The following is a 22068-nucleotide window of genomic DNA, read 5'->3' as shown; positions in this document are numbered from 1 at the left end:
TGTAGTGGTTTACTGAATTTGGCCACCTGAACAGAGGTGATATGCTCATCTCAGAACAATACAGGTGTCCCAATGAAAAAAAGAAATTTCAGCGCAGAGTTTAAACGCGAATCCGCTCAACTGGTCCTTGATCAGAACTACACAGTTGCAGCTGCGGCCAGTGCTATGGACGTGGGGCTTTCTACCATGACGCGATGGGTAAAGCAGTTACGGGATGAACGACAGGGCAAAATACCTAAAGCCTCTCCTATAACCCCAGAACAGATTGAAATACGTGAGCTAAAGAAAAAGCTACAACGCATCGAAATGGAAAACGACATATTAAAAAAGGCTACCGCGCTCTTGATGTCAGACTCCCTGAACAGTTCTCGTTAATCGAGAAACTCAGAGCGCAGTATCCTGTGGTCACACTCTGCCACGTGTTCGGGGTTCATCGCAGCAGCTACAAATACTGGGTGAAAAGCCCCGAAAAGCCAGACGGCAAGCGGGCTGTATTACGTAGTCAGGTTCTGGAGCTGCATAACATTAGCCATGGCTCTGCTGGCGCGAGAAGTATCGCCATTATGGCAACCCTGAGAGGCTTCAGAATGGGACGCTGGCTTGCCGGCAGGCTCATGAAAGAACTGGGACTGGTGAGTTGTCAGCAACCCACCCACCGGTATAAACGGGGTGGTCATGAACACATCGCTATCCCAAATCACCTTGAGCGACAGTTCGCAGTGACAGAGCCTAATCAGGTATGGTGCGGCGATGTGACGTATATCTGGACAGGCAGGCGCTGGGCTTACCTCGCCGTCGTTCTCGATTTGTTCGCCAGGAAACCGGTAGGCTGGGCAATGTCATTCTCACCGGACAGCAAGCTAACCATCAAAGCGCTGGAAATGGCGTGGGAAACCCGAGGTAAACCAGCGGGAGTGATGTTCCACAGTGACCAGGGTAGCCACTACACAAGCAGGCAGTTCCGGCAGTTACTGTGGCGTTACCGGATCAGGCAAAGTATGAGCCGACGCGGAAACTGCTGGGATAACAGCCCGATGGAACGCTTCTTCAGAAGTCTGAAAAACGAGTGGGTGCCAGTGACAGGCTATATAAACTTTAGCGAAGCAGCTCATGCGATCACAAACTATATCGTCGGGTATTACAGCTCGCTAAGGCCGCATGACTATAACGGTGGATTACCTCCAAACGAATCGGAAAACCGATACTGGAAAAACTCTAAAGCCGTGGCCAGTTTTAGTTGACCACTACATATGCGCAGCGGAGGCCATTTTGTTCAAACTCAACGCACCAGGTAAATATAGAAGTGACATAGTTTGCTGAAATACTGCTAGGCAGAAATCTGGTGTAGGGATGTATTTCTGTCACTTTAGCTACATTACCAGCATTTTCTCATTAGATTGCGTTGCACTAGCCCGCTAATGGCGGCTTGTTAGGCCAACATATTGAACAAAACTGCTGGGAGCGTTGACTTGTCCCTAGTTGATTCTTACAAGCCAATGTTAGTTGTACATCCCGGCGGCTGTGGCAAAAAACGAACTTCCGCAGTTCGTTCAAATCTGACTGTCAGATACTATTGTGATCGACCAACAACTAGGCAGAGAAGGTTTGAGCCAATGCACTTCCACTAGGAAAAAACTAATGAAACCAGCCCAGCCAGGAACTCAGACCGCAAGTTTTAACTTTCTTTTCCCAGTTTCAACAATGCTCCCACTGTCGGCCTTGCTTACGAAGTCAGCCCACCATTGCATCATTGGACGACGCTGCTCAAGATAGTCACTGCGGTTATACGCACGACGGACCTCATTCTTATCTACATGGGCAAGAGCTGCCTCAATAACATCAGGAGGAAATCCTTCCTCATTGAGTGCCGTACTGGCGATAGAACGTAAGCCGTGTGAAACGAGTACTCCTCCTAAACCAGCACGCTTGAGCGCTGCATTCACAGTTTGGCTGTTCATCGGCTGGGTTGGTTTGATGCGACTGGGAAAGATAAACTCCCGGCCACCACTGAGAGACTTCATCATTTCCAGAATAGTGAGAGCTCCATCAGATAATGGAACTGTATGGTCCCGATTCATCTTCATTCGAGCTGCTGGAATTTTCCATTCGCTAGCATCAAAATCGATCTCATCCCATCGAGCTTCAGCGGCTTCGGCAGGGCGGGTAATGGTGAGAAGCTGCCACATGAACAGGCATCGTGTGGACAGGCTGATACTTGCCGTGCGCATAGTCTGCATTAGTTGTGGTAGTTGATCCGGGCGGATACTAGGCATGTTTTTCTTCTGCGGTTTCTCGAACGCTTTCCCGATGTTTACGCTGGGAACTGCATCAATCAAGCCTGTGTTCTGCGCATAAATCATGACTTCGTTAATACGCTGACAAAGGCGGCGAACAGTCTCTAATGCACCTCTTGCCTGAACCGGCTGAACTGCTTTAACCAGAGTATGAGCCTTAATCTCAGTGACACTGATATCACCGATTGCCGGGAAAACATCTCTCTCAAGCGAGCGCCAGATATCGTCGGCATAGTCCTCTGTTACGCTGGTTTTCTTCACATTCCACCAACGCTCGGCAACTAACAAGAAGGTATTGGTTTTGGCCTCTTGAGAATTCCTCACCTGTTCTTTCTGATGTTCCTGAGGATCAATGTCTTTTGCTAATAAAACTCGAGATTCAGCTCTGAGTTTACGCGCTTCAGAAAGTGAGACGGCAGGGTAGGCTCCAAAGCTCTGCTTGGTTCGCTGCTTTGTCAGAGGTCGATAGTAACGGAATTGCCAGAGCTTACTACCGCTGGACTTGATTAGCAGAGTAAGCCCGTCACCATCATACAGCTGGTAATCGGCATCTTTAGGTTTGGCGGCTTTGATTTCCGTATCGGTTAACGGCTTGGTTTTTCTTGCCATGGGGAGTCTCCATGCGTTTAGGCCCAACGAAAACAATAGAGCTTTTCGTTGGGCCTATCAATGGGCCTAAAAGGTTCGGATTTAATTAGTTCTCTTCGGACTTCGCTGGACAAATTGCAGGCACAAAAAAGCCCGCAGGGCTTGCGCCGTGCGGGCTCTTAGGACTTCATCGGATGACTCTGGTAATCACCGATGGAGAATTTTGGTGGAGCTGGCGGGAGTTGAACCCGCGTCCGAAATTCCTACATCCTCGGTACTACATGCTTAGTTCGTCTTTACATTCGCCTGGCACCTGCGGACGGACACGCCACTACCAGACTAGCCTGATTAGTTTTAACGCTTCAACCCCAGGCAAGGCATCCACGCGATCTCTTTTGGGTTTGACCTCTCTTTGATCCCCGTCTTAAGAGCGGAAGCTAGGGAGAGAGGGCTCAGAGCAGGTTATTAAGCTGCTAAAGCGTAGTTTTCGTCGTTTGCGACTATTTTTTTGCGGCTTTTTACGAGGCCAACCGCCCCTCGGCATGCACCTTGGGTTTCGCGAATCCCGTCGAATCCAGAATCAGCCCCAATGTGTTAGAGCAAGTATAACAGACTTGTGACACGCGTGACCAGCCCCCGCAACCCCTAATCCTCAAGGATTTACCGCTCGCGTAGCGCTTCTTTAGCCCGATTAAACGGTTTGATTAAATAGTCGGCGATGGTTTTTTCACCTGTTTTTATATCCACTGTGGCAATCATGCCCGGTACGATGGAGAACTGGCGTCCCAGTTTGTTCTCCAGGTAGTCCTGATGGGTACGGATAAACACGCGGTAGTAGAAGATTTCCGGTTTCACTTTATCCTGAATAGTGTCCGGAGAGATGGTTTCAACTACGCCTTCCAAACCGCCATAAATGGCGTAGTCATAAGCGGTTATCTTGACCAGCGCTCTCTGGCCTGGGTGAATAAATGCGATATCACGCGGCGACAGACGGGTTTCAATGAGTAGATGATCGTCTATTGGCACGATTTCCATCATTTCGCCATTGGGTGGGATAACCCCGCCAATGGTGGTGACCTGGATATTTTTCACGATGCCGCGCATGGGCGCGCGCACGGTCAACCGGGTGACGGAATCCTCACGTCCTTTCAAAATGGCCGCCAGCATATCCACTTCGGCGTTGGCTTTAGACAGCGCTTCACGCGCCTGCACGAAGTATTGGGAACGCAGGTCAGCGATTTTTAATCCCAGATCGCTTTTTTGTCGTTGCAGGCGCAGCACTTCCACATGGCTGGCGGCGCCGCTTTTCTCCAGACGTTGGGTAATGGCCAGCTCTTTATTGACTGAGACCAGCGCGTCCTGCAGTTCCGCCATGGAATCAGCAAGCTGCGCGCGGCGGCTTTTATACAGACGCGTTTCGGAGGCGATGAGATCCGGCCAGGCGCGTAGTGAATCGGGAAAGGTCAGCGGCAGATCGTTAACTTCAGCATTAAGCCGCGCGCTGGAAGCCAACGAGGCGCGATAGCGGGCGGCGCTTTCCCCAACGTTGGACTCAGAGCGGGTAGGATCGAGGCGTGCCACGATTTGATTGGCCTGCACCTTATCGCCCTCGCGTACCGTCAGCTCGGCGAGGATCCCGCCATCCAGCGACTGCAATACCTGCTCACGTGAGCTGGGGATCACTTTCCCGCTGCCGGTCGAGACTTCATCAAGTTTACCGAAATACGCCCATATACCCAGCACGGCAAATAACAGCGTGCTGAGCAGAATAATGCGGCTGGCCCCGGAAAAATGGTGTTCGCGGCGGATATCCAGATCGTCCATGGCGGCGTCATGCGGATTGGTTTTCATTTTTCCACTCCCGACCGTGAGTAGGTACAGCTGCCCGACTTGCACTCAACGCCTGCGCTTTCGGGGCATCCATTACCAGTTGACCTTCTTTCAATACCACCACGCGCTCGACCAGCTCCAGAACCGGCACGCGATGGGTGGCGACAATCAGTGTACGGTTGCCCAGCCAGAGGTTTAGCCGCTGAATAAACTCCCGCTCGGTATGTTCATCCAGTGAAGCGCTGGGTTCGTCGAGTAGTACGATATTGGGTGAGCGCAGCAGCATTCTTGCCAGCAAAATCGACTGCCGCTGTCCACCGGACAGACCGTTGCCGCCCTCCATAATCGGATGCGCCAGCCCTTTGGCGAGTTGTTTAACGAAAGCCGCTGCGCCGCTGACCTCCAGCGCGTCGAATATCTGCGCGTCGCTGGCATGCGGCGCGCCAAGAGTCAGGTTCTCACGCAGGGTGCCGAAAAACAGCCGCGCATTCTGGCTGAGAAAACCGATGTTGCGGCGTAAATCGGCCATATCGATTTGCGCCAGGCTTAGGTTATCGAGTCGGACCTCGCCCTGAATAATCTCCACGCCGCCCGCCATGGCCTGCAGCAGCGTTGATTTCCCCGCGCCGTTACGACCGAGGAGCGCTATTCGTTCCCCGGGCATGATCTCCAGACGTGAGATACGCAGCGGCACGCGCTGATCGTCGCTGTGGTAGCGAAAGTGCGCGTTTTCAAAGAGATAATGACCGTGAAGAATCTCCTGATGTACCCGATCTTCATCGTACTGCGTTTCGGTGGGGAGCTGCATGATGCTGTCCAACCCCATCTTCGCTGCTTTGACCTGCTGCCAGCGGGCCAGCACGCCGCACAGGTTAGCCATTGGGGCAATCATTCTGGAACCGAGCATGGAGGCGGCCACCACGGCCCCGGTGGTCATCGTGCCTTCAATGACCATCGGCGCGCCGAACATAATAATGGCGGCGTAGACCAGGCTTTGTACCGACATGCCCCAGCCAATCAGCCCCTGAGTCAGCTTGCGCGTGCGCAGTCCGGACTCTCCGGTAATGCGGATGTAGCTGTTCCACTGCTGTAAAAAGCGGTTTTCCGCCTGCATCAGCTTGATGTCCTCCAGCCCCTGAACGCTTTCAACCAGTACCGCGTTGCGCAGGGTGGATTCATGTGCGGCCTGGTTGGCGAGCACCGCCAGCTTCTTCTGTAACAGTAAACCAGGCAGGATCATCAGCAGGGCGGCGACGGGCGCTATCCATGCCAGCGGCGGGGCAATGCAGGCCAATACCACGATAAACAGAAAGAAAAAAGGCAGATCGACAATAGTCGACATAGTCGAGGAGGTGATCATCTCGCGAACCTGCTCCAGCTCGCGGAGTTGAGAAATAAAGCTCCCCGTAGAGCGAGGTACGGCGCTATTACGCAGCCGCAGGGCATGACTGAACACCCGATCGGAAATGCGCATATCGGCGCGTTTACCCAGCAGATCCATAATGTGGGTACGTGCTTCGCGCAGCAGAAAGCCAAACAGTACCGCCACCAGAACGCCGGTTGAGAGAACATACAGCGTCGGATACGACTGGGCCGGAATCACCCGATCGTAGACCTGCATCGAAAAGATAATCCCGGCGAGCGACAGAACGTTAATCAGGAAAGCGGCAACCATCACCGGCAGGTAAGGGCGGATATCCTGTAAAACCAGTTCGCGCATCCAGTCGGGCTTAAAGCGAGAAATATAGCGGTCTACCCGACTGTCTTTTAGCGCCGAAAGCGGACGCAGCGCGGTAATGCTTACGATCTCCGGCACAAGCTCTGCAACCGTCAGCCGGTTACGCTGCCCCTCTTCGGCGATGATAAAAACATCCAGCGCATCGTCACCGTTGAAATGTTCTAGCACCATGATTTGGCCGTCGCGCAGTTCAGCCACTACCGGTAAACGCCACTGGCTGAACGCCTGCTTTGTGGTATCCAGTGCGTGAAATGACAGGCCTGCCTGGCGCGCCAGTTGCGTCAGCGCGAGGGTGCGGTTTTTTCCTGCAAACCATGGAGCGTTGGCCTGGATTGCGCCGGGGGAGCAGGCAACGCGATAGTGGCTGGCAATATACGTCATCGCCTGCGCCCACTGGCTCAGGGCCTGTTCGCCAATGGCCTCTTCCGCATGTGAATCGACGTCGCTCATAGCTGTATCTCCACCGATTGAATGCTGCGGTTATTTAAAGCGAATGCCTGGCGTAGCGAGCCGGTGTTGTAGAGGCAGTTTAGCTGTAACTGGCGTAGCTGGTTTTGGGTCTGGAGTTCAGCAAAACGCGCCTGATACACCTCCTGCTCGGCGTTAAGCACATCGAGCAACGGGCGAGAGCCAAGATCCAGATACTGCTGTTGATACAGCTCGCGCGTTTGTTCACTCAGTCGCTGCTGGCGTCGCAGAATTTGCAGAGCGGTGGCGAGACTCATCGCCTGGCTGCGGGATTCCAGTAATTTCTGCCGTACCTCAAGCCGGGTTCGTTGAATGGAATACTGGGCTGACTCAACCGCATGACTGGCGGCGTTGCGTCTGGCGGTAAGTCCGCCTCCCTGATACAGCGGCATTTCAACTTTAACCCATGCGGAGTACTGGGTTTTGTCGAGCACCTCATGGCTGGGATATTTGTCGTTGAGATAGTGCTGAACCGATGGCTCCAGAGAGATAGTCGGCGTCATTTGCGCGTTGGCGTAGTCGAGATTGGCCTGCGCCACATTCGCCTGCGCCCACGCCGCCAGCACGGCAGGAACCAGCTTATCGTCGGGTTTAACGACATCACAACTGCTGTCCAGTTTGCCGGGAAATTCATTGCTGATGCCGTTGAGCGAGTTCCAGCCGAGAAAACTCATCAGCGTTGCCTTGCTGCTGTCGAGATTGGCCTGGTACTGCGCCAGTTGCGAACGCGCGGACTCTATACGCGCATCGGTTTGCACCACGTCTGATAGTGAGGTTGCGCCTTCATCATTGCGTTGCCGGGTCAATCGGCCAATGCCGTTCAGAGCGGAGAGTTGCTCCTCGGCGGCGTCCACCATTTGCTGCCACGTCTGCACCTGGACTATCGCGTTGGCGGTCGCGTGGGCGATGGTATCAATACTGAGTAACACATTAGCCTGTTGTTGCGCGGATCCTGCCGTTTCAGCGCGGACCTGGCTGGCCACTTTGCCGAAGTCATACAGCATTTGCGACACCGAAATAACCAGGGCCGGGCTAAAACCGTGGTCGGTGTAAGTATTGCTGTAGCCGTTGTTCATTCCGGCAGTTACCTGTGGATAATATTTCGACTTCGCCACGTCTATCTGCTCATTCTGTGAGAGCAGTTTGCCGATAGATTCACGAATGGAAGGGTGCCAACTCACAGCACGACTCACGGCATCGTTCAGCGTCAGAGTACCGGGGGCGGCAGGGCTTAGCGGCAGATCGGCGACGGAGCCGTCAAGGCTTGGAAGCATCTGGCTGTTCGCCAACCCTTCCGGCGTAATAACTTGCGGCTCATCTTCGGCATTCACCCGCATGGAACACAGTGTTAATGCCAGCAGTAATGCCACGGGCATGACTTTTCCCATATCTCATCCCTTTCAAAATACAACCGTTACGGCAGTTGCTCCGGGCGTCATGGCGCCCGGAGCTTTATGGATTAACCACCCGTGATGAGATGGTTGTTCTGTAGCAGTTCATTCAGCGTGGTGTTGACGTTCTCCAGGGTGATGAGGTTGGTGGATTGATAAGTTCCCCCCGTGCCGTCGCGGTCGATGGCAATCACGGTGTTGGATCCGTTGGTGGTGACCTGTACGTAGTTCCCAAGCGTAGAAGCCTGATGGTTCCATCCGCTCAGCAGTTCGTGGATATCGATCTTGTCGCCCTGGGCCATCGAGAAGTTGGTCCAACTGTCGCTGTTGTTCCCTCCGGTTGCGTTGTTGGCATTAAGCAGGTGATAAATCAGCGTATCGCCGTATGCGCTGCCGGTCAGACGATCGGCATCCGCGGTGCTCACGACCTGCGGATTCATGTCGATGGTCAGCGTGGCGGTATCGGTATGGCCTTGCTGGTCGTTGAGGGTGTAGTTGAACGTCTCTTTGGTCGTGATGGAGGCCAGTGATACATCGCTGTTGAGGGCATAGGTGTAATGGCCGTCTATGTCGATGGTCAGTTTGCCGTACAGACCGTTAATGATAGCGCTGGTCGTGTTGCCAAGCGGATCCAATGTGGCAGTGCTACCGCCAGTGCCGTTCACCGTCAGCAGGGTATGCACGCTGGCAATATGGTCTCCGTCATAGATATTGCCCGTGACGCTGTTTGCGGCGGAGGTCTCGAAGTTTTGCAGATCGATTATCGTGCCTTTTACGCTTGGGGTGATGGTGATATTCCCCAAGCCCAGGGCCCCGACGCTGCCGGTGTAGTCGAGGCGGTAGTTACCGCTATGCAGTACGATCCCGCTCAGGGCAATATCAATATTGCCGCCAACCAGCAATCCGCCGTTGAACGAGCCGTTAGTCACCTTGACGTTATTACTGTCGTACAGTGTCCAGGTGACGGTTAGTCCGCCCAGCGTCAGACCTGAAGCGACGTTAAAATGCAGGATGGCGTTTTGCACCGCCGTTCCCGCTGCAACCTCAATAGTTCCTGTGCCATTTTGTGACGTTGCTGACAAGAGTTGGGCGTTCCAACTGGCGTTACCGACGCTATTATCGGTGAACGACCGGGATGTATCCGCCTGCGTGGTGACCGCCATCAGGGGGCTGATGTCATTGACGGCATCCAGTGCCTGCGGGGTTGCCGTAATGTTCAGCGACGCGCTGCCGGTGTCGCCGTTTGGCGCCCGGACCTTATACACGAAGCTGTCAGGGGTGTTGATGCCGTCCGCGCCCAGCCCGCTTTTTAACGTGTAGGTGTAGTTCCCCTTCGCATCAATAGTCAGCGTGCCGTACTGCCCGTTTATGGTTGTGATACCCGTCCCATTAACGGCGACGCCGTTCACCTCGGTAATAACGGTATTGGCCGGAGCCGAGTCATTGACCAACAGATTTCCGTTGGTCGACGCGCTCAGGCTGTCTACGGCGTAGGTATGATCCGCCTTAATGTCCAGTGTATAGGTGGTTGCCAGAGCCAGACCGCCGGAAGCGTTAAGCAGGAACAGATAGTCTCCGCCAGGCAGCGTGATGGTGTATTCCGTAGAGCCGCCGGCTAACACCGCGGTGACCCAATTGGGCTTCACACGGAACTGTTCATATTGCTGAATAGACTCATTGAAGCGATAAATGTAGAGATCAAAGCCGCCCACCGTCACGCCGAGAACATTCGCCTGCACGGTCAGCGTGCGGGTTGCGCCATCATCCACGTTGAATTTGATAGGGTTGGTCAGGCCGTTAACCAGACTGACGTCCAGCACATTACCCAGTCCAACGTTAACGAGCGTGAAGCCGGTTTGTTTTGACGTTCCATTATCGATCGCAATGACCTGCGTCCCGTAAGTCAGCGCGGCAATATCATCTGCTGCTGTGACTGTACTGGTCGCTGGGGGCTGGCCCAGCGTTACCACCAGTTTTGCCGATGAGCTATCTGCGCCATGCGTCAGCGTATAGGTGAAACTTTCGGAGCGTCCATACACTGAAATTGACGTATTGGTCAGGGTATAGGTATAGCTACCGTTCTGATTAATATGCAGGATGCCGTATTTGCCCTGCACATCAATACCGCCCGCCGGGACGCTCACGATGTTGCCGTTACCGTCGGTTACGGAGGTGACCAGCGTGCCAGACGGCGCGTTATCCTGCCCGTTGGTGGGATCGATATCCGTGATGATGTTGCCAGATTCCGTCGTACCGCCGATGATGGTCCCGGCGCTGCTTTTCACCACCGCGACATCAAGGCTGGTGTAAGAGCCCGTTGCCAGCAGGTTGGTGTTATAGCTTACGACACGGTAATCACCCCCCGTCAGTCCGCTGTAATTAAGCGTTACGCCAGAAGCGCCTAAGGTGAGAAGGCTGGCAAAGTTGGGTAGGCCGGTATCCACTACCGTCACCCAGGCATTCAGCGTAGTGTCAAAGCGCTGGATCACGATCTCCAGCGTGTTTAGCAGTGACAGGACCACGCCGGTCGCGGCTGCATTGATCGTAATGGATCCGCTGCCGCCAGAGACGATATTAAAATTGACGGTTGCCGTATCGTCCCCCAGCACGTTCGCCACATTACCCAGCGCGTTGACCAACAGGAAACCATAATCGCTTTTATGCTCGGTGCTGACGGTCACATCAGTCTGTAGCGGCAGACGGGTAATGTTGTCTTCGGCCAGCAACGGCAATACCGGGGCGATAACGCTTGTAGGCGATGATGTATTACCCGCTGCATCGGTCGCCGTGGCGGACAGCGATTGACCTTCAATCTGGCGAACCGGCAAGTTGACGCTATAGACACCGCTGCTGTTGGCGATGGCCGTCACGCTGGTGCCGCTGGGTAGAGAGATCGTGACCGTGCTTCCCGCTTCGGCGACGCCGCTTACGGTTCCGCCATCGGCGCTGATCAGTATTGTTGGCGCGGATGGCGGGGTGGTATCCACAATCACGCTGAACGAACCGGACAATCCGCTGGTGCCGTTGGCATTTGTTGCCGTGGCGGTAAACGCGTGGTTACCTTCGCTGAGCGCGCCGGTTGGGGTAAAGCTCCAGAGCCCATTGCCATCTGCGGTCGTGGCGCCCATGAACACCCCGTTGTTATACAGTCGGACCACGGCGCTAGCCTGCGCCGTTCCGCTGAGCGTTGGCAGGGTGTCATTGGTGGTTTTGCCCGCCGTGACCAGACCAGTGACCGAGCCGACGTCATCGAACACGCTGGCAATAACGGGCGCAGGCGGTACACCGGTAAAGGGTGCCAGAACGTTGCCTGCTGTACCGATGTTGCCCGCGGCATCCTGTGCGCTAACCAACAGCGTTTGCCCACTGATTTGCGGTGGGTTCAGCGTGAAGGTGAAGTTACCGGAGGCGTTCGCGGTTGCCGTACCGAGCACTGTTCCGCCGTTAGAGGTAATGATGACCGTGCTGTTGGGCTCGGCAACGCCTGTGAGCGTCGTGCCGGTGGCGTTTACTGAAAGTCCGCCAGGAATGTCTGGCGCGACGGTATCGACCAATATCGCTGCGGGAGCCGATGTGCCGCTGGTGTTACCTGCACTGTCCGTTGCGGTGATGGTAAAGGAGTGGGGACCTTGTGCCAGCTCGGTGGACGGGGTGTAACTCCAGTTGCCGCTGCCGTCCGCCGTCACGCTGATGACGAAGATGCCGTTATCATAAATATCGATCCGCGCATTGGCTTCGGTGGTGCCGGTTAACGTTGGGCGTGCGTCATTGGTTGGCTGATTATTGCCAATCGCGCCGGTGTTTGGTCCGACATCATCAATAATGCTGCTGATTGCAGGCAGCGTCGGGGCGGTAGTATCCACCACGACGCTAAAACCGGCCGTCGCGCCGCTGGTGTTGCCCGCCGCGTCGGTGGCGGTGATGGTGAAGGTGTGCGATCCACTCGCCAACGGCGTGGTTGGGGTAAACGACCAACTGTTATTGCTCTGCACCAGTGCCGTTCCCAGCAGGGTGCTCCCGTCATAGATACTGACGGTGCTGCCTGCTTCAGCGGTGCCGTTCAGCGTTGGGCGCGCATCGTTAGTGAGTTGCCCGTTGCTGAGCGCCGCATTGAACACGCCGCCTGCGACGTCATCGACCACCGAGACCAGTATCGGGGTAGTTGGCGCAAGCGTGTCGACATTAATAGTAAATCCACTCGACGCCGGGCTGACGTTGCCGGCGGCGTCGGTGGCTATGGCGGTAAACACATGCTGACCGTTGCCCAGCGTGGCGGGCAGATATTCCCAGGTGCCGTCTATCGCCGCAGTCACCGTCGCCAGCAGCGTGCCATTATCGTAGATGGCCACTCGGGCGCCCGCTTCCGCCGAGCCGTTGAGTAACGGACGGGTGTCGTTAGTAAAGGCTCCGTTCGACAGCGTTCCGGTACCCGGCAGCACGTCATCAAAAGCCTGAATAATGGTTGGCACCAGGGGAGCGACGGTATCAACAACGATGTTAAATCCAGCGGACGCTGGGCTGACGTTTCCGGCAGCGTCCGTCGCGGTTGCTGTCAGAGCGTGGTTGCCATTGCCCAGGGCTGGCGGCGTGAAGCTCCAGGCGCCCGTCCCATCCGCTGTGGTTGAACCGATAAACGTTCCGTTATCGTAAATTTTGACCGTCGAATTGGCTTCAGCTGTGCCGGTGAGTGTGGGTTGTGTATCGTTTGTGGCCTGGCCGTTATTCAGATTACCAGTTGCCGGACCGACATCATCCGCAACCTGAGTAATGACCGGCGTCCCCGGCAACACCGTGTCGACGATAAGTGCGAAACCATTGGATGGAAGGCTGGTATTACCCGCGCTGTCTGTAGCGGTGACGGTCAGCGTATGTGGCCCGTTACTGAGTGCATCCGTTGGGGTTAAGCTCCAGGTACCGTTTGCGCCAACGGTCGTAGTGCCGATGGGCAGACCGTCGCTCAGGACAGTAATCGTCGCGCCAATTTCACCGGTGCCACTCAGGGCCGGACGGGATTCATTCGTGGTCTGGCCGTTTGTTATGGGGCCTGTTGTCGGGGCGGTGTTGTCCTGCACCGTGCTGATGACCGGTATTGACGGGGCAATAGAGTCCAGTTCAATCGTAAACGATGATGATACTCCGCCCGTATTTCCTGCCCGATCGGTGGCAACGGCGGTGAAAATATGCTGACCCTGGCCCAGGGGCGTTTCTGGCGTAAAGCTCCAGTTGCCCGACGCATCCACCTGAGTTGTCCCTAAGTCGCTCCCATTATCACGGATCGTGATGATGGCGCCGATCTCACCTTTACCGTTCAGCGTTGGCAGCGCATCGTTGGTCAACTGTCCGTTAGTTAGCGCCGTATTACCGGGTTGATCGTCAATCACCGAGGTGATGACTGGCGCAGCAGGGGGAAGCGTGTCGACGACGACCACAAACGGTGGCGTGGCCGGGCTGATGTTGCCCGCGCCATCCGTGACGGATGCGGTCAGTGAGTGGCTGCCTTCACCGAGAGCAGGCGCAGGCGTAAAGCTCCAGTTGCCGTTTTCATCGCTGGTGGTTGTGCCAATCACTGCGCCATTATCGCGGATGGTCACAACCGAATCCGCTTCAGTGGTGCCCGCGAGCGTTGGGGTATTATCATTGGTCAACTGTCCGGAGGTCAGGGTCTGAGTTGTACCAACGTTGTCTGTGACCGTCACAATGGAGGGGGCATCCGGCGCCAGGGTATCGACAATGATTCGGAAATCACTGGACGGATCTCCCTGGTTGCCTGCGGCATCTGTTGCGCGAGCGGTGAAGATATGGTCGCCTTCTCCCAGAGGGTCGGTCGGGGTAAAGCTCCAGAAACCGTTGCTGTTTACCGTGGTTGTGGCATAAGCAACGCCCTTATCGTAAAGGGTGATGGTTGCGCCTGCTTCGCCGGTTCCGTTGAATGTCGGGCGTGAGTCGTTGGTAATTTGCCCTTTATCCAACGATCCGGTGCCTGGGGCAACATCGTCAATGATGCTGGTGATAGTTGGCACCTGCGGAGCGGTGGTGTCGATGGTGATGGCGTAGTTGGGCGATAAACCGCTGGTGATGCCGCCTACAGTTTGTGACACGGTGAAGTTATAGGTTGTGCCGTTAGTCAACGCAGTGGGTAACTGATAACTCCAGGCACCGGAAACAGCATCGGCGGTCACTGTAATGGCAGGTGACACACCATCTATATAAATATTAACAGTCGCCCCAGGGGTGGCTGTTCCTTGCAGCAGCGGTAAGGTGTCGTTAGTGGTTTTACCGTTGCCAATCACCCCCATGATGGGCGCGATGTCATCGACAATCTCAAGAGTCGGGGGATGTGGCACGTTGGAGATGGCGGCGTTAAACGGCGCAGGATCGCTCGGATTGCCTGCAGGATCCTGGGCAATAGCGGTGAGCGCCTGACCTGTTGTTTGTGCCGGTGAAATCGTGACAGTAAAGTTCCCGAAACTGTCAGCCACTCCCTGACCAAGAACGGTGTTGCCGCTACGGATAATTACCGTGCTGCCAATTTCTGCCGTGCCGCTTACTTTCGTCCCATCAGGATCTACGCTGGTAACAGTTGGAATGTCAGGAGGCAGCGTATCGACAATCAACGTTAGCGGATTATCTGCCGCCAGTACGTTACCGGCCCCATCCTGGGCACCGAAGGTCAATGTGTGAGTAGCGTTGGGCGTAAGGGGAACTTCGACACTCCAACTGCCGTTCGCGGCAACGATAGTCGTGGCAATCGGTGTCGTTGTGCCGTCATAAATTAACACCGTACTGCCCGGCGTGCCGGTCCCGCTAATGGTTGGCATTGTATCGTCCGTCACGCTGCCGCTGATTAGCGAACCGGTAAAGACGCCGACGTTATCCTGAATATCCGTGACCAGCGGTAGGGTCAGCTTCGTGTTGTTAACCGTAAACGAAATGCTGTTTGAGCTGTCGCTGATGTTACCGGCCGGATCGGTTGCGGTGGCGATCAGCGTGTAGCTCCCGTTGGTCAGTGCCGTCCCGGGCGTAATACTCCAGGTTCCGCCTGCCACCGTTGCTGTGCCGAGCACCGTACCGCCGTTATACAGAGTAATGATATCCCCGTCGGTGCCAGTACCTCGAATGGTTGGCGTGGTGTCATCGGTCACGCCGTTAGCCGCAACATCGCCCTGGACGTCGCCGACATTATCGTTAGCGGCGATAATCACCGGCGGCGCTGAAGGTGTCGTATCAATCCCCAGGGCAACAGCATCCGAACGTGGACTGACGTTACCAGCAGGATCGGTTGCGGTGAGGGTGACCTGATAATTGTCCGGATTAATGGGGCTGGTGGGCGTAAAGCTCCAGGAGCCATCTGCACCAACGGTCGCAGTACCCAGCGGTGAAGTGTTGCCATCAAGGTAGATAGAAATAAGATCGCCAGGGTTGCCCGTGCCGCTAAAGGTTGGCGTGGTATCGTTAGTGATGCCGTTAGTGATGATGCCGGTTATCGGGTTGACGTCATCCGTTATGGTTGGCGGCTCTGGTTTTACTGGCGGCAGGTTATCTACCGTCAGCGTAAAGCCTGCTGACGGGATCCCCGTGTTGCCAGCCACATCGGTCGCCGTCGCCGTAAATTTGTGCGGACCGTCCGGCAGTGGACCTGTCGGCGTATATGTCCAGCTTCCATTTGGCTGAACGGTGGTGGTACCAAGAAAAACGTTGTTATCGTAAAGGGTAATCGTCGCGCCTGGCTCGCCGGTTCCGGACAGTTCGGGGGTCGTGCTCTTGGTACTGCCACCGTTGCTCAACGTTTGTAGGGTTGTGCCAATCAGACCTTCTGCTGAGCTGATAACCGGGGCTGGCGGTGGGGTGGTATCAATGGTCAGCGTGAAATTACCTGGGTTACTGGCGTTGCCTGCAACGTCTGTCGCAATTGCTGACAAACTATGTGGACCTTCACTGAGCGGCTGGCTGATTTGAATACTCCAGGTGCCATCAAGTAATACCGTTGTGCTGCCAATCGACGTGGCGCCATCATAGAGGGTGATGGTAGAACCGGCTGTCCCGGTCCCTTTCAGCAGCGGCAAAGTATCGTTTGAGCGGCTACCGGTGGACAGATCAATCGGCGCATTCCCGACGTCGTCGGTGGCAGTCAAAATGACAGGATTGCCTGGCGGTTGGGTATCTACGGTAACGCTGACCACGGTGGAGGAGGTGACGACGTTACCAGCGGCATCTGTAGCAGAGACTGTAAACTGGTGGATGCGGTCGCTGAGCGCCTGATTTGCCGGAACGGTATAACTCCAGGTTCCCGTGCTATCGACAAGCATGACTGTCATCAGGAAACTGCCATCGTACAGGCTCACCAAAGAACCGGGTTCACCGGTGCCTGATATGGTTGGCGTATTATCGTTGGTGACCCAACCGTTGTTCGCGACGCTACCTGTGATGCTGCCGACATCATCGTTAATCAGCGTAATCACGGGGACGGTTGGAGCGAGACTATCGACAATTATTTTCCAGCTTGCGGCGCTACTGGTATTGCTGGCGGCATCGGTTGCCGTCACCGTAAATATGTGCGCGCCTTGGGTCAACGCTGTTGTGGGCGTGTAGTTCCAGTTACCGTTGAGATCAGCGGTGACGGTCGTTAACAGTTCGCCGTTATCGTAAATTTTAACCTGAGCTCCGGCCTCGGCAGTGCCTTCGAGTTTAGGTTTATCGTCGTTAGTTAAGCCGTTGTTACTGATGGGGCCGATGACATCCGCAACATCATCCGTCACGGCAACGATAATCGGCTGGTTTGGTGCGGTGATATCCGGTGCCAGCGCCGAGGTTGGCAGACTTTCGTTATTATTGCTGTCAGTTGCGGTGACTTTTACCGTTTCGCCGTTCATTTGCGACGGTGTAATCGACACGGTGAAGTTGCCACCGTTGTCAGCCTGACCAACACCAATCTGATTGCCGTTGCTGTCTTTGACAGTGACGGTGCTTCCCGCTTCGGCATGTCCGCTTACAGAACCGCCGTCCCCAGCGACGATGACGCCGGTTGGCGCATCAGGTGCTGTGGTATCTGGTGCGGTAATCGGAGTGTTACCGCTGGTATTGCCTGCTGCATCAGTTGCATTCGCGTTAAGGCGTTCACCGTTAGTCTGCGGCGGAACCAGCGTGGCGGTGAAATCTCCGCTCGGGCCAGCAGTTGCTGTTCCAATGATTGCGCCATCTGGATCCAGAATATGTACCGTACTGTTGGGTTCTGCGGTGCCGGTAACCTGATCGCCCGTAGGATTAATTATCAGGTTAGCAGGCGGCTGCGGAGCCGTGATATCTGGCGCGAGCGTGGTTTCTGGCTGGCTTGGGTTGCCTGCTGGATCGGTAGCGATGGCGGTAATCGTTTCGCCATTGGTCTGTGGCGGGGTGATGGGGATGGTAAATGATCCATCTTCTCCGGCGACGCCGCTGCCGATCGGAGTGTTATTACTGTCGGTGATAACGACAGTATTGCCCGGCTCGGCCGTCCCGGTGACAACGCTGCCGTCTGCGGAGACGCTGAGATCGTCTGGTGGCGACGGCGGCTGTATGTCGATACTAATATTAAATGTTGGCGACATACCGCCTGTCCCTAGCTGGTTTGTTGCCGTGGCGCTGAAAGCGTGCGGCCCTTCCGGCAACGGCGTGGCGGATGTCCAGCTCCAGTTGCCATTGGCGTCGGCAACCACGCTTTCGATAATCGCACCATTGTTATAAATGTTAACGGTGCTGTTAGCGTCCGCAGTGCCAGAGAGCGTTGGCGTTTGATCGTTGGTGGCCTGATTGTTGCTCAATAACCCGATTGACGGTGCGGCATCATCCATAACGCTGACGATAACGGGTACGCCTGGATAGCCGGAATTTGTGGCATAAAATGGGGTATCTGGCCCGATGTTGCCCGCCTTATCCTGAATCTTCGCGAGCAACGCTTCGCCGTGCGTCTGTGAGGGGGAAATCGCGATGACGAAATTGCCGGTTTGATCGACCGTTATTGCACCTAAAACCTGGCTATTACTACCAATGATAGTGACCAGACTTCCTGCTTCCGCTCTACCCGTTACCGTGGTGCCTTCGAGGTTTACTGCGGAAATCACCGCGCCTGCAGGCGCGGTCGTATCAACGGTAAATGTCGGCAGGCTCGTTTCCGCGCTCACGTTACCTGCGGCGTCAGTTTGCGTCAGCGTCAGATTGTGAACGCCGTCGCTGAGGGGCGTATCAGGCGTAAAGGTCCAGTTACCATTGTCATCTACTGGCTCCATACCAATCAGGATGCCATTGTCATAGATGCTGATGGTACTCCCTGCTTCGCCAGTACCAGTGAGAGTTGGCGTGGCATCGTCGGTTTCGCCGTCATTGGCGATAAGACCGGTAATGGAACCGACATTGTCGATTTCCTGTGTAACCACGGGGGCATCAGGGGCAAGCGTATCGACAATAATCACCCAACTGTCTGACATCCCACTACTACCCGCATTATTTGACGCGCTGACGGTAAACTGGTGAGTGCCGTCTGCAAGAGGGGATGAGGGGGTAAACGACCAGTGGCCGTTGGCATCGATAGTCACCTGGCCTATTTCGACGCCGTTATCAAAAATATGTAATGTGGCATTTGCCGGGCCGGTACCCTGGAGTTCAGGCGTATTATCGTTGGTGGACTCCTGTTGATTGACAAGGCCGGTAATAAGCTCCTGGTCGTCAATTACGCTGGTGATGACGGGCATGTCTGGCATATTGGGGGTTGTTGTTGGCGGCGCGCCGTTATCGCCATCGCCACTACCGCTGCCGCCGTTACCATTGCCGTTTCCGGCATTACCGTTGCCGCCGCTACCATTACCGTTTCCGGCATTATTATCGCTCCCGCCGCCGCCGCCGCCGCCACCACCACCACCTCCTGCAGCGAGGCCAATTCCGCCAGCGACCGCAACCCCGCCAAGGACCCAGGGCCAGATTGCGCCTCCGTCATGACTGCCTTCGGCCGTCATCAGCGGCGTGAGATCGTCCAGGTGCTGAAAATGGAAAGCACCATCCGTATCCTGAACCCACCATAGCGCGCCATTGCTGTCTTCCAGAACGAGCTGGTTTTGCGCATCACCTTTTCCGACGTAAAAATTTTTAATGGTGATGGTTTCACCTGAACGGAGTGTGACAACCAGATCCTGATTAACACGAGCCAACTGGCTGACCTCCTCACGTGAAACGGACAGTTTCACAATAGAAGGTGAGTTGAGTGTAATTTCAGAGGCTTCAACATTGGTAGAAACACCAGTCAACTTCGATACAACGGCGAGTAGACGCATATGTTCACTCCTGATGGCAGGTCGGGAGTATTAATCCGCAACGGCGTGCCGGGAAAATGAGCAGACAGGTGCCTCGTTCATCATAATGATGAACTTACACATGTAATTTCATGGATAAGATTTACTGGTATCAGTTTCTGAAAAAATTAAGTCGTAGTCTGAGCACCAAAATAGTTCTTTCGTATTAGATGATATAGTCAGAAAGAAAACTTTCTGCAATGTCCAGATATTAAAAACATATGGTGATATTTTTCATCGAAATGAGTTAAACGTTTCGATAAATAGATTTTATTTATAAGTTGCTGTAATTGTTGTTTTTGTTATTTATTGTTAATAATAAACAACAGTAATAATAATGCTATTTTGAAAGATGAAAAATAGCGCGCGGGAGTACTTGAAGTTTTATTTTATTGGACTACTGCTTGCCTGCAGGCTGGGGTTCGTATTTTTAACTGAACGATTCAGCAATGGAATCTATAATTACTATGAATGTATTGTGCGACTTTCAATAACTAAAAAATAAAGGCCAGTCATCATGGTGATAGACTGGCCACAGAGAAAAGAAGGTTATCGCCCGGCATTTTTCATAATACGTGCTTTATCCACCTGCCATTCGCGTTCTTTCACGTCGGAGCGCTTGTCGTGTTGTTTCTTACCTTTGGCGACGCCAATTTTTACTTTACACCAGGCGTTCTTCCAGTACAGCGACAGTGCTACTACGGTATAACCATCCCGATTCATACGACCATACAAAGAGTCGAGTTCGCGCTGGTTTAACAGTAGTTTACGGGTACGGGTGGGATCGCATACCACGTGTGTTGAGGCAACGGCCATCGGTGTGAAGTTGGCGCCAAACAGGAACGCTTCGCCGTCTTTGAGTATAACGTAGCTATCGCCGATGTTAGCTTTACCTGCGCGCAAGGATTTGACTTCCCAGCCCTGCAGAGCGAGTCCTGCTTCGAACTCTTCTTCGATAAAGTATTCGTGTCGTGCGCGTTTGTTAAGCGCGATTGTGGCTGAGCCAGGTTTGTGTGCTTTTTTCTTCGTCATAATGCCGCTCAGTATAGGTAATCTGGAATCGAAAAACACCCCATTTCATCCAGCGGGGCGCAAGGCGCTATCTTAGCACGAGTTGGGCTATAGCGTTTTTTTTAGCGAGTGATAAATGGTATTATTTGTGTGATTGATATTGATGGAAATTGTTATGCCTCAGATTAGCCGGACCGCTTTAGTACCTTACAGTGCGGAGCAGATGTATCAGTTAGTGAATGATGTTAAATCCTATCCCCAGTTTTTACCGGGGTGCACCGGTAGCCGCGTACTGGAGTCGACTCCGGGACAAATGACTGCCGCAGTGGATGTCTCCAAAGCAGGGATTAGCAAAACGTTCACCACGCGTAACCAACTGACCAGTAACCAGAGCATCCTGATGCATCTGGTCGATGGACCGTTTAAGAAACTGATTGGCGGCTGGAAGTTTACGCCGTTAAGCCAGGACGCGTGTCGCATTGAGTTTCATCTCGATTTCGAGTTCACGAATAAACTCATCGAGCTGGCGTTTGGCCGCATCTTTAAAGAGCTGGCTTCGAATATGGTGCAGGCTTTCACGGTTCGCGCGAAAGAGGTTTACAGTGTCAGCGTCGGCTAAAATTGTCGTTGAAGTGGCATATGCGCTGCCCGAAAAACAGTATTTACAGCGCGTAACGCTGCAGCAGGGCGCAACGGTGGAAGAGGCTATCCGCGCTTCCGGGCTGCTGGAATTGCGTAATGATATCGATCTCAGCAAAAATAAAGTGGGCATCTACAGCCGTCCGGTAAAGCTTGCTGATGTTCTGCATGACGGCGATCGGGTGGAAATTTATCGGCCGCTGATTGCCGATCCCAAAGAGCTGCGCAGGCAGCGAGCAGAGAAATCCGCTAAAAAATAACAGACAATAAAAAAGGTGCTCATTGAGCACCTTTTTTTGATCTCTCAAACCTACTTATTGTCGGTCAGGGCAGGTTTGTTATCAATGTTGGTCAATACGCCGCTGCTGTTAAAGGTCAGCGTCAGCGTTTGCTGAGTTACGCCTTCATGTCCAGGTTGCTGACGGAACACATAGAACCAGGTGTTTGTGCCAAAAGGATCGGACATCATTGGGGTACCCAGAGCATAAGCAACCTGCTGTTGCGTCATGCCTGTACGCACTTTGGCGACATCGGTCGGTGTCAGATAATTTCCCTGGTTGATGTCAGGGCGGTAAACCACTCGCTCCAGAGTGGAACAGCCTGCAGTCAACATCAGTAGTACTGCTGCAGCAGCAGTCAGCGTTTTACAGCGCATAGTGATTTGATTCCTTTTCGGGCCCGAGCAGTACGCGGCTCATATGTAATATGCCGATGATAATAGACCTTTCACCACTTTAAAACCTTTTGCTGTCGGGTCGGTCGGCGATTTTATGTTGAACTCAGACCTTCAC

10 protein-coding genes and 1 other RNA gene are annotated in these 22068 nt (G+C 54.2%); 3 read left to right on the top strand and 8 right to left on the bottom strand.

Annotation, left to right across the window (positions count from 1 at the left end):
• Positions 1 to 72: 72 nt before the first annotated feature.
• Positions 73 to 1241 (top strand): IS3 family transposase gene (locus tag OGV69_RS04480; protein WP_114140367.1). Its coding sequence is split into 2 segments (ribosomal slippage): positions 73 to 322 and positions 322 to 1241, totalling 1170 coding nucleotides; the frame shifts between segments, so codons are not numbered across the junction.
• A 420-nt stretch (positions 1242 to 1661) separates the two neighbouring features.
• On the opposite strand, the gene OGV69_RS04475 is transcribed toward OGV69_RS04480, so the two are convergent.
• From OGV69_RS04475 to smpB, 7 genes are all read right to left on the bottom strand, one after another.
• A complete protein-coding gene (locus OGV69_RS04475; RefSeq protein WP_069325290.1) occupies positions 1662 to 2903 on the bottom strand; it encodes an integrase in 1242 nt (413 codons plus the stop codon).
• A 203-nt stretch (positions 2904 to 3106) separates the two neighbouring features.
• Positions 3107 to 3470: a transfer-messenger RNA gene (gene ssrA, locus OGV69_RS04470) on the bottom strand.
• A gap of 72 nt (positions 3471 to 3542) precedes the next feature.
• Positions 3543 to 4706 (bottom strand): beta-barrel domain-containing protein, encoded by a 1164-nt coding sequence (locus OGV69_RS04465; RefSeq protein ID WP_114140364.1) that lies wholly within the window; start codon positions 4704 to 4706, stop codon positions 3543 to 3545.
• A gap of 7 nt (positions 4707 to 4713) precedes the next feature.
• Positions 4714 to 6900 carry a type I secretion system permease/ATPase gene (locus OGV69_RS04460; protein WP_069325288.1) on the bottom strand — a complete coding sequence of 729 codons (2187 nt, stop codon included), beginning with the start codon at positions 6898 to 6900 and terminating at the stop codon, positions 4714 to 4716.
• A complete protein-coding gene (locus OGV69_RS04455) occupies positions 6897 to 8306 on the bottom strand; it encodes a TolC family outer membrane protein (protein ID WP_069325287.1) in 1410 nt (469 codons plus the stop codon). Before OGV69_RS04455 ends, OGV69_RS04460 begins: the two co-directional genes overlap by 4 nt.
• 71 nt (positions 8307 to 8377) lie before the next feature.
• Entirely contained in the window at positions 8378 to 19609 is an 11232-nt protein-coding gene (locus tag OGV69_RS04450; protein ID WP_069325286.1) for a BapA/Bap/LapF family large adhesin, read from the bottom strand.
• A gap of 567 nt (positions 19610 to 20176) precedes the next feature.
• Positions 20177 to 20659, bottom strand: a complete 483-nt coding sequence (gene smpB, locus OGV69_RS04445) for an SsrA-binding protein SmpB (RefSeq protein WP_043017973.1) — start codon at positions 20657 to 20659, stop codon at positions 20177 to 20179.
• Between the two features lie 154 nt (positions 20660 to 20813).
• Between smpB and ratA the strand changes: the two genes are divergently transcribed.
• The gene (ratA, locus tag OGV69_RS04440; protein WP_038642770.1) at positions 20814 to 21257 is read left to right on the top strand and encodes a type II toxin-antitoxin system toxin RatA; all 444 of its coding nucleotides are present in this window, start codon (positions 20814 to 20816) and stop codon (positions 21255 to 21257) included.
• On the top strand, positions 21241 to 21537 hold the full coding sequence (locus tag OGV69_RS04435) for an RnfH family protein (protein ID WP_038642768.1): 297 nt from the start codon (positions 21241 to 21243) through the stop codon (positions 21535 to 21537). The genes ratA and OGV69_RS04435 overlap by 17 nt, the downstream gene beginning before the upstream one ends.
• Positions 21538 to 21587: 50 nt before the next feature.
• Here the strand turns inward: OGV69_RS04435 and bamE are convergent, their stop codons facing one another.
• A complete protein-coding gene (bamE, locus tag OGV69_RS04430) occupies positions 21588 to 21932 on the bottom strand; it encodes an outer membrane protein assembly factor BamE (protein ID WP_003826401.1) in 345 nt (114 codons plus the stop codon).
• Positions 21933 to 22068: the final 136 nt, after the last annotated feature.

The sequence above is a fragment of the Citrobacter sp. Cc139 genome, assembly GCF_030334645.1.
In the GTDB taxonomy this organism is placed as follows: Bacteria; Pseudomonadota; Gammaproteobacteria; order Enterobacterales; family Enterobacteriaceae; genus Citrobacter; species Citrobacter werkmanii.
This window is presented reverse-complemented; position numbering and strand designations above follow the sequence as displayed.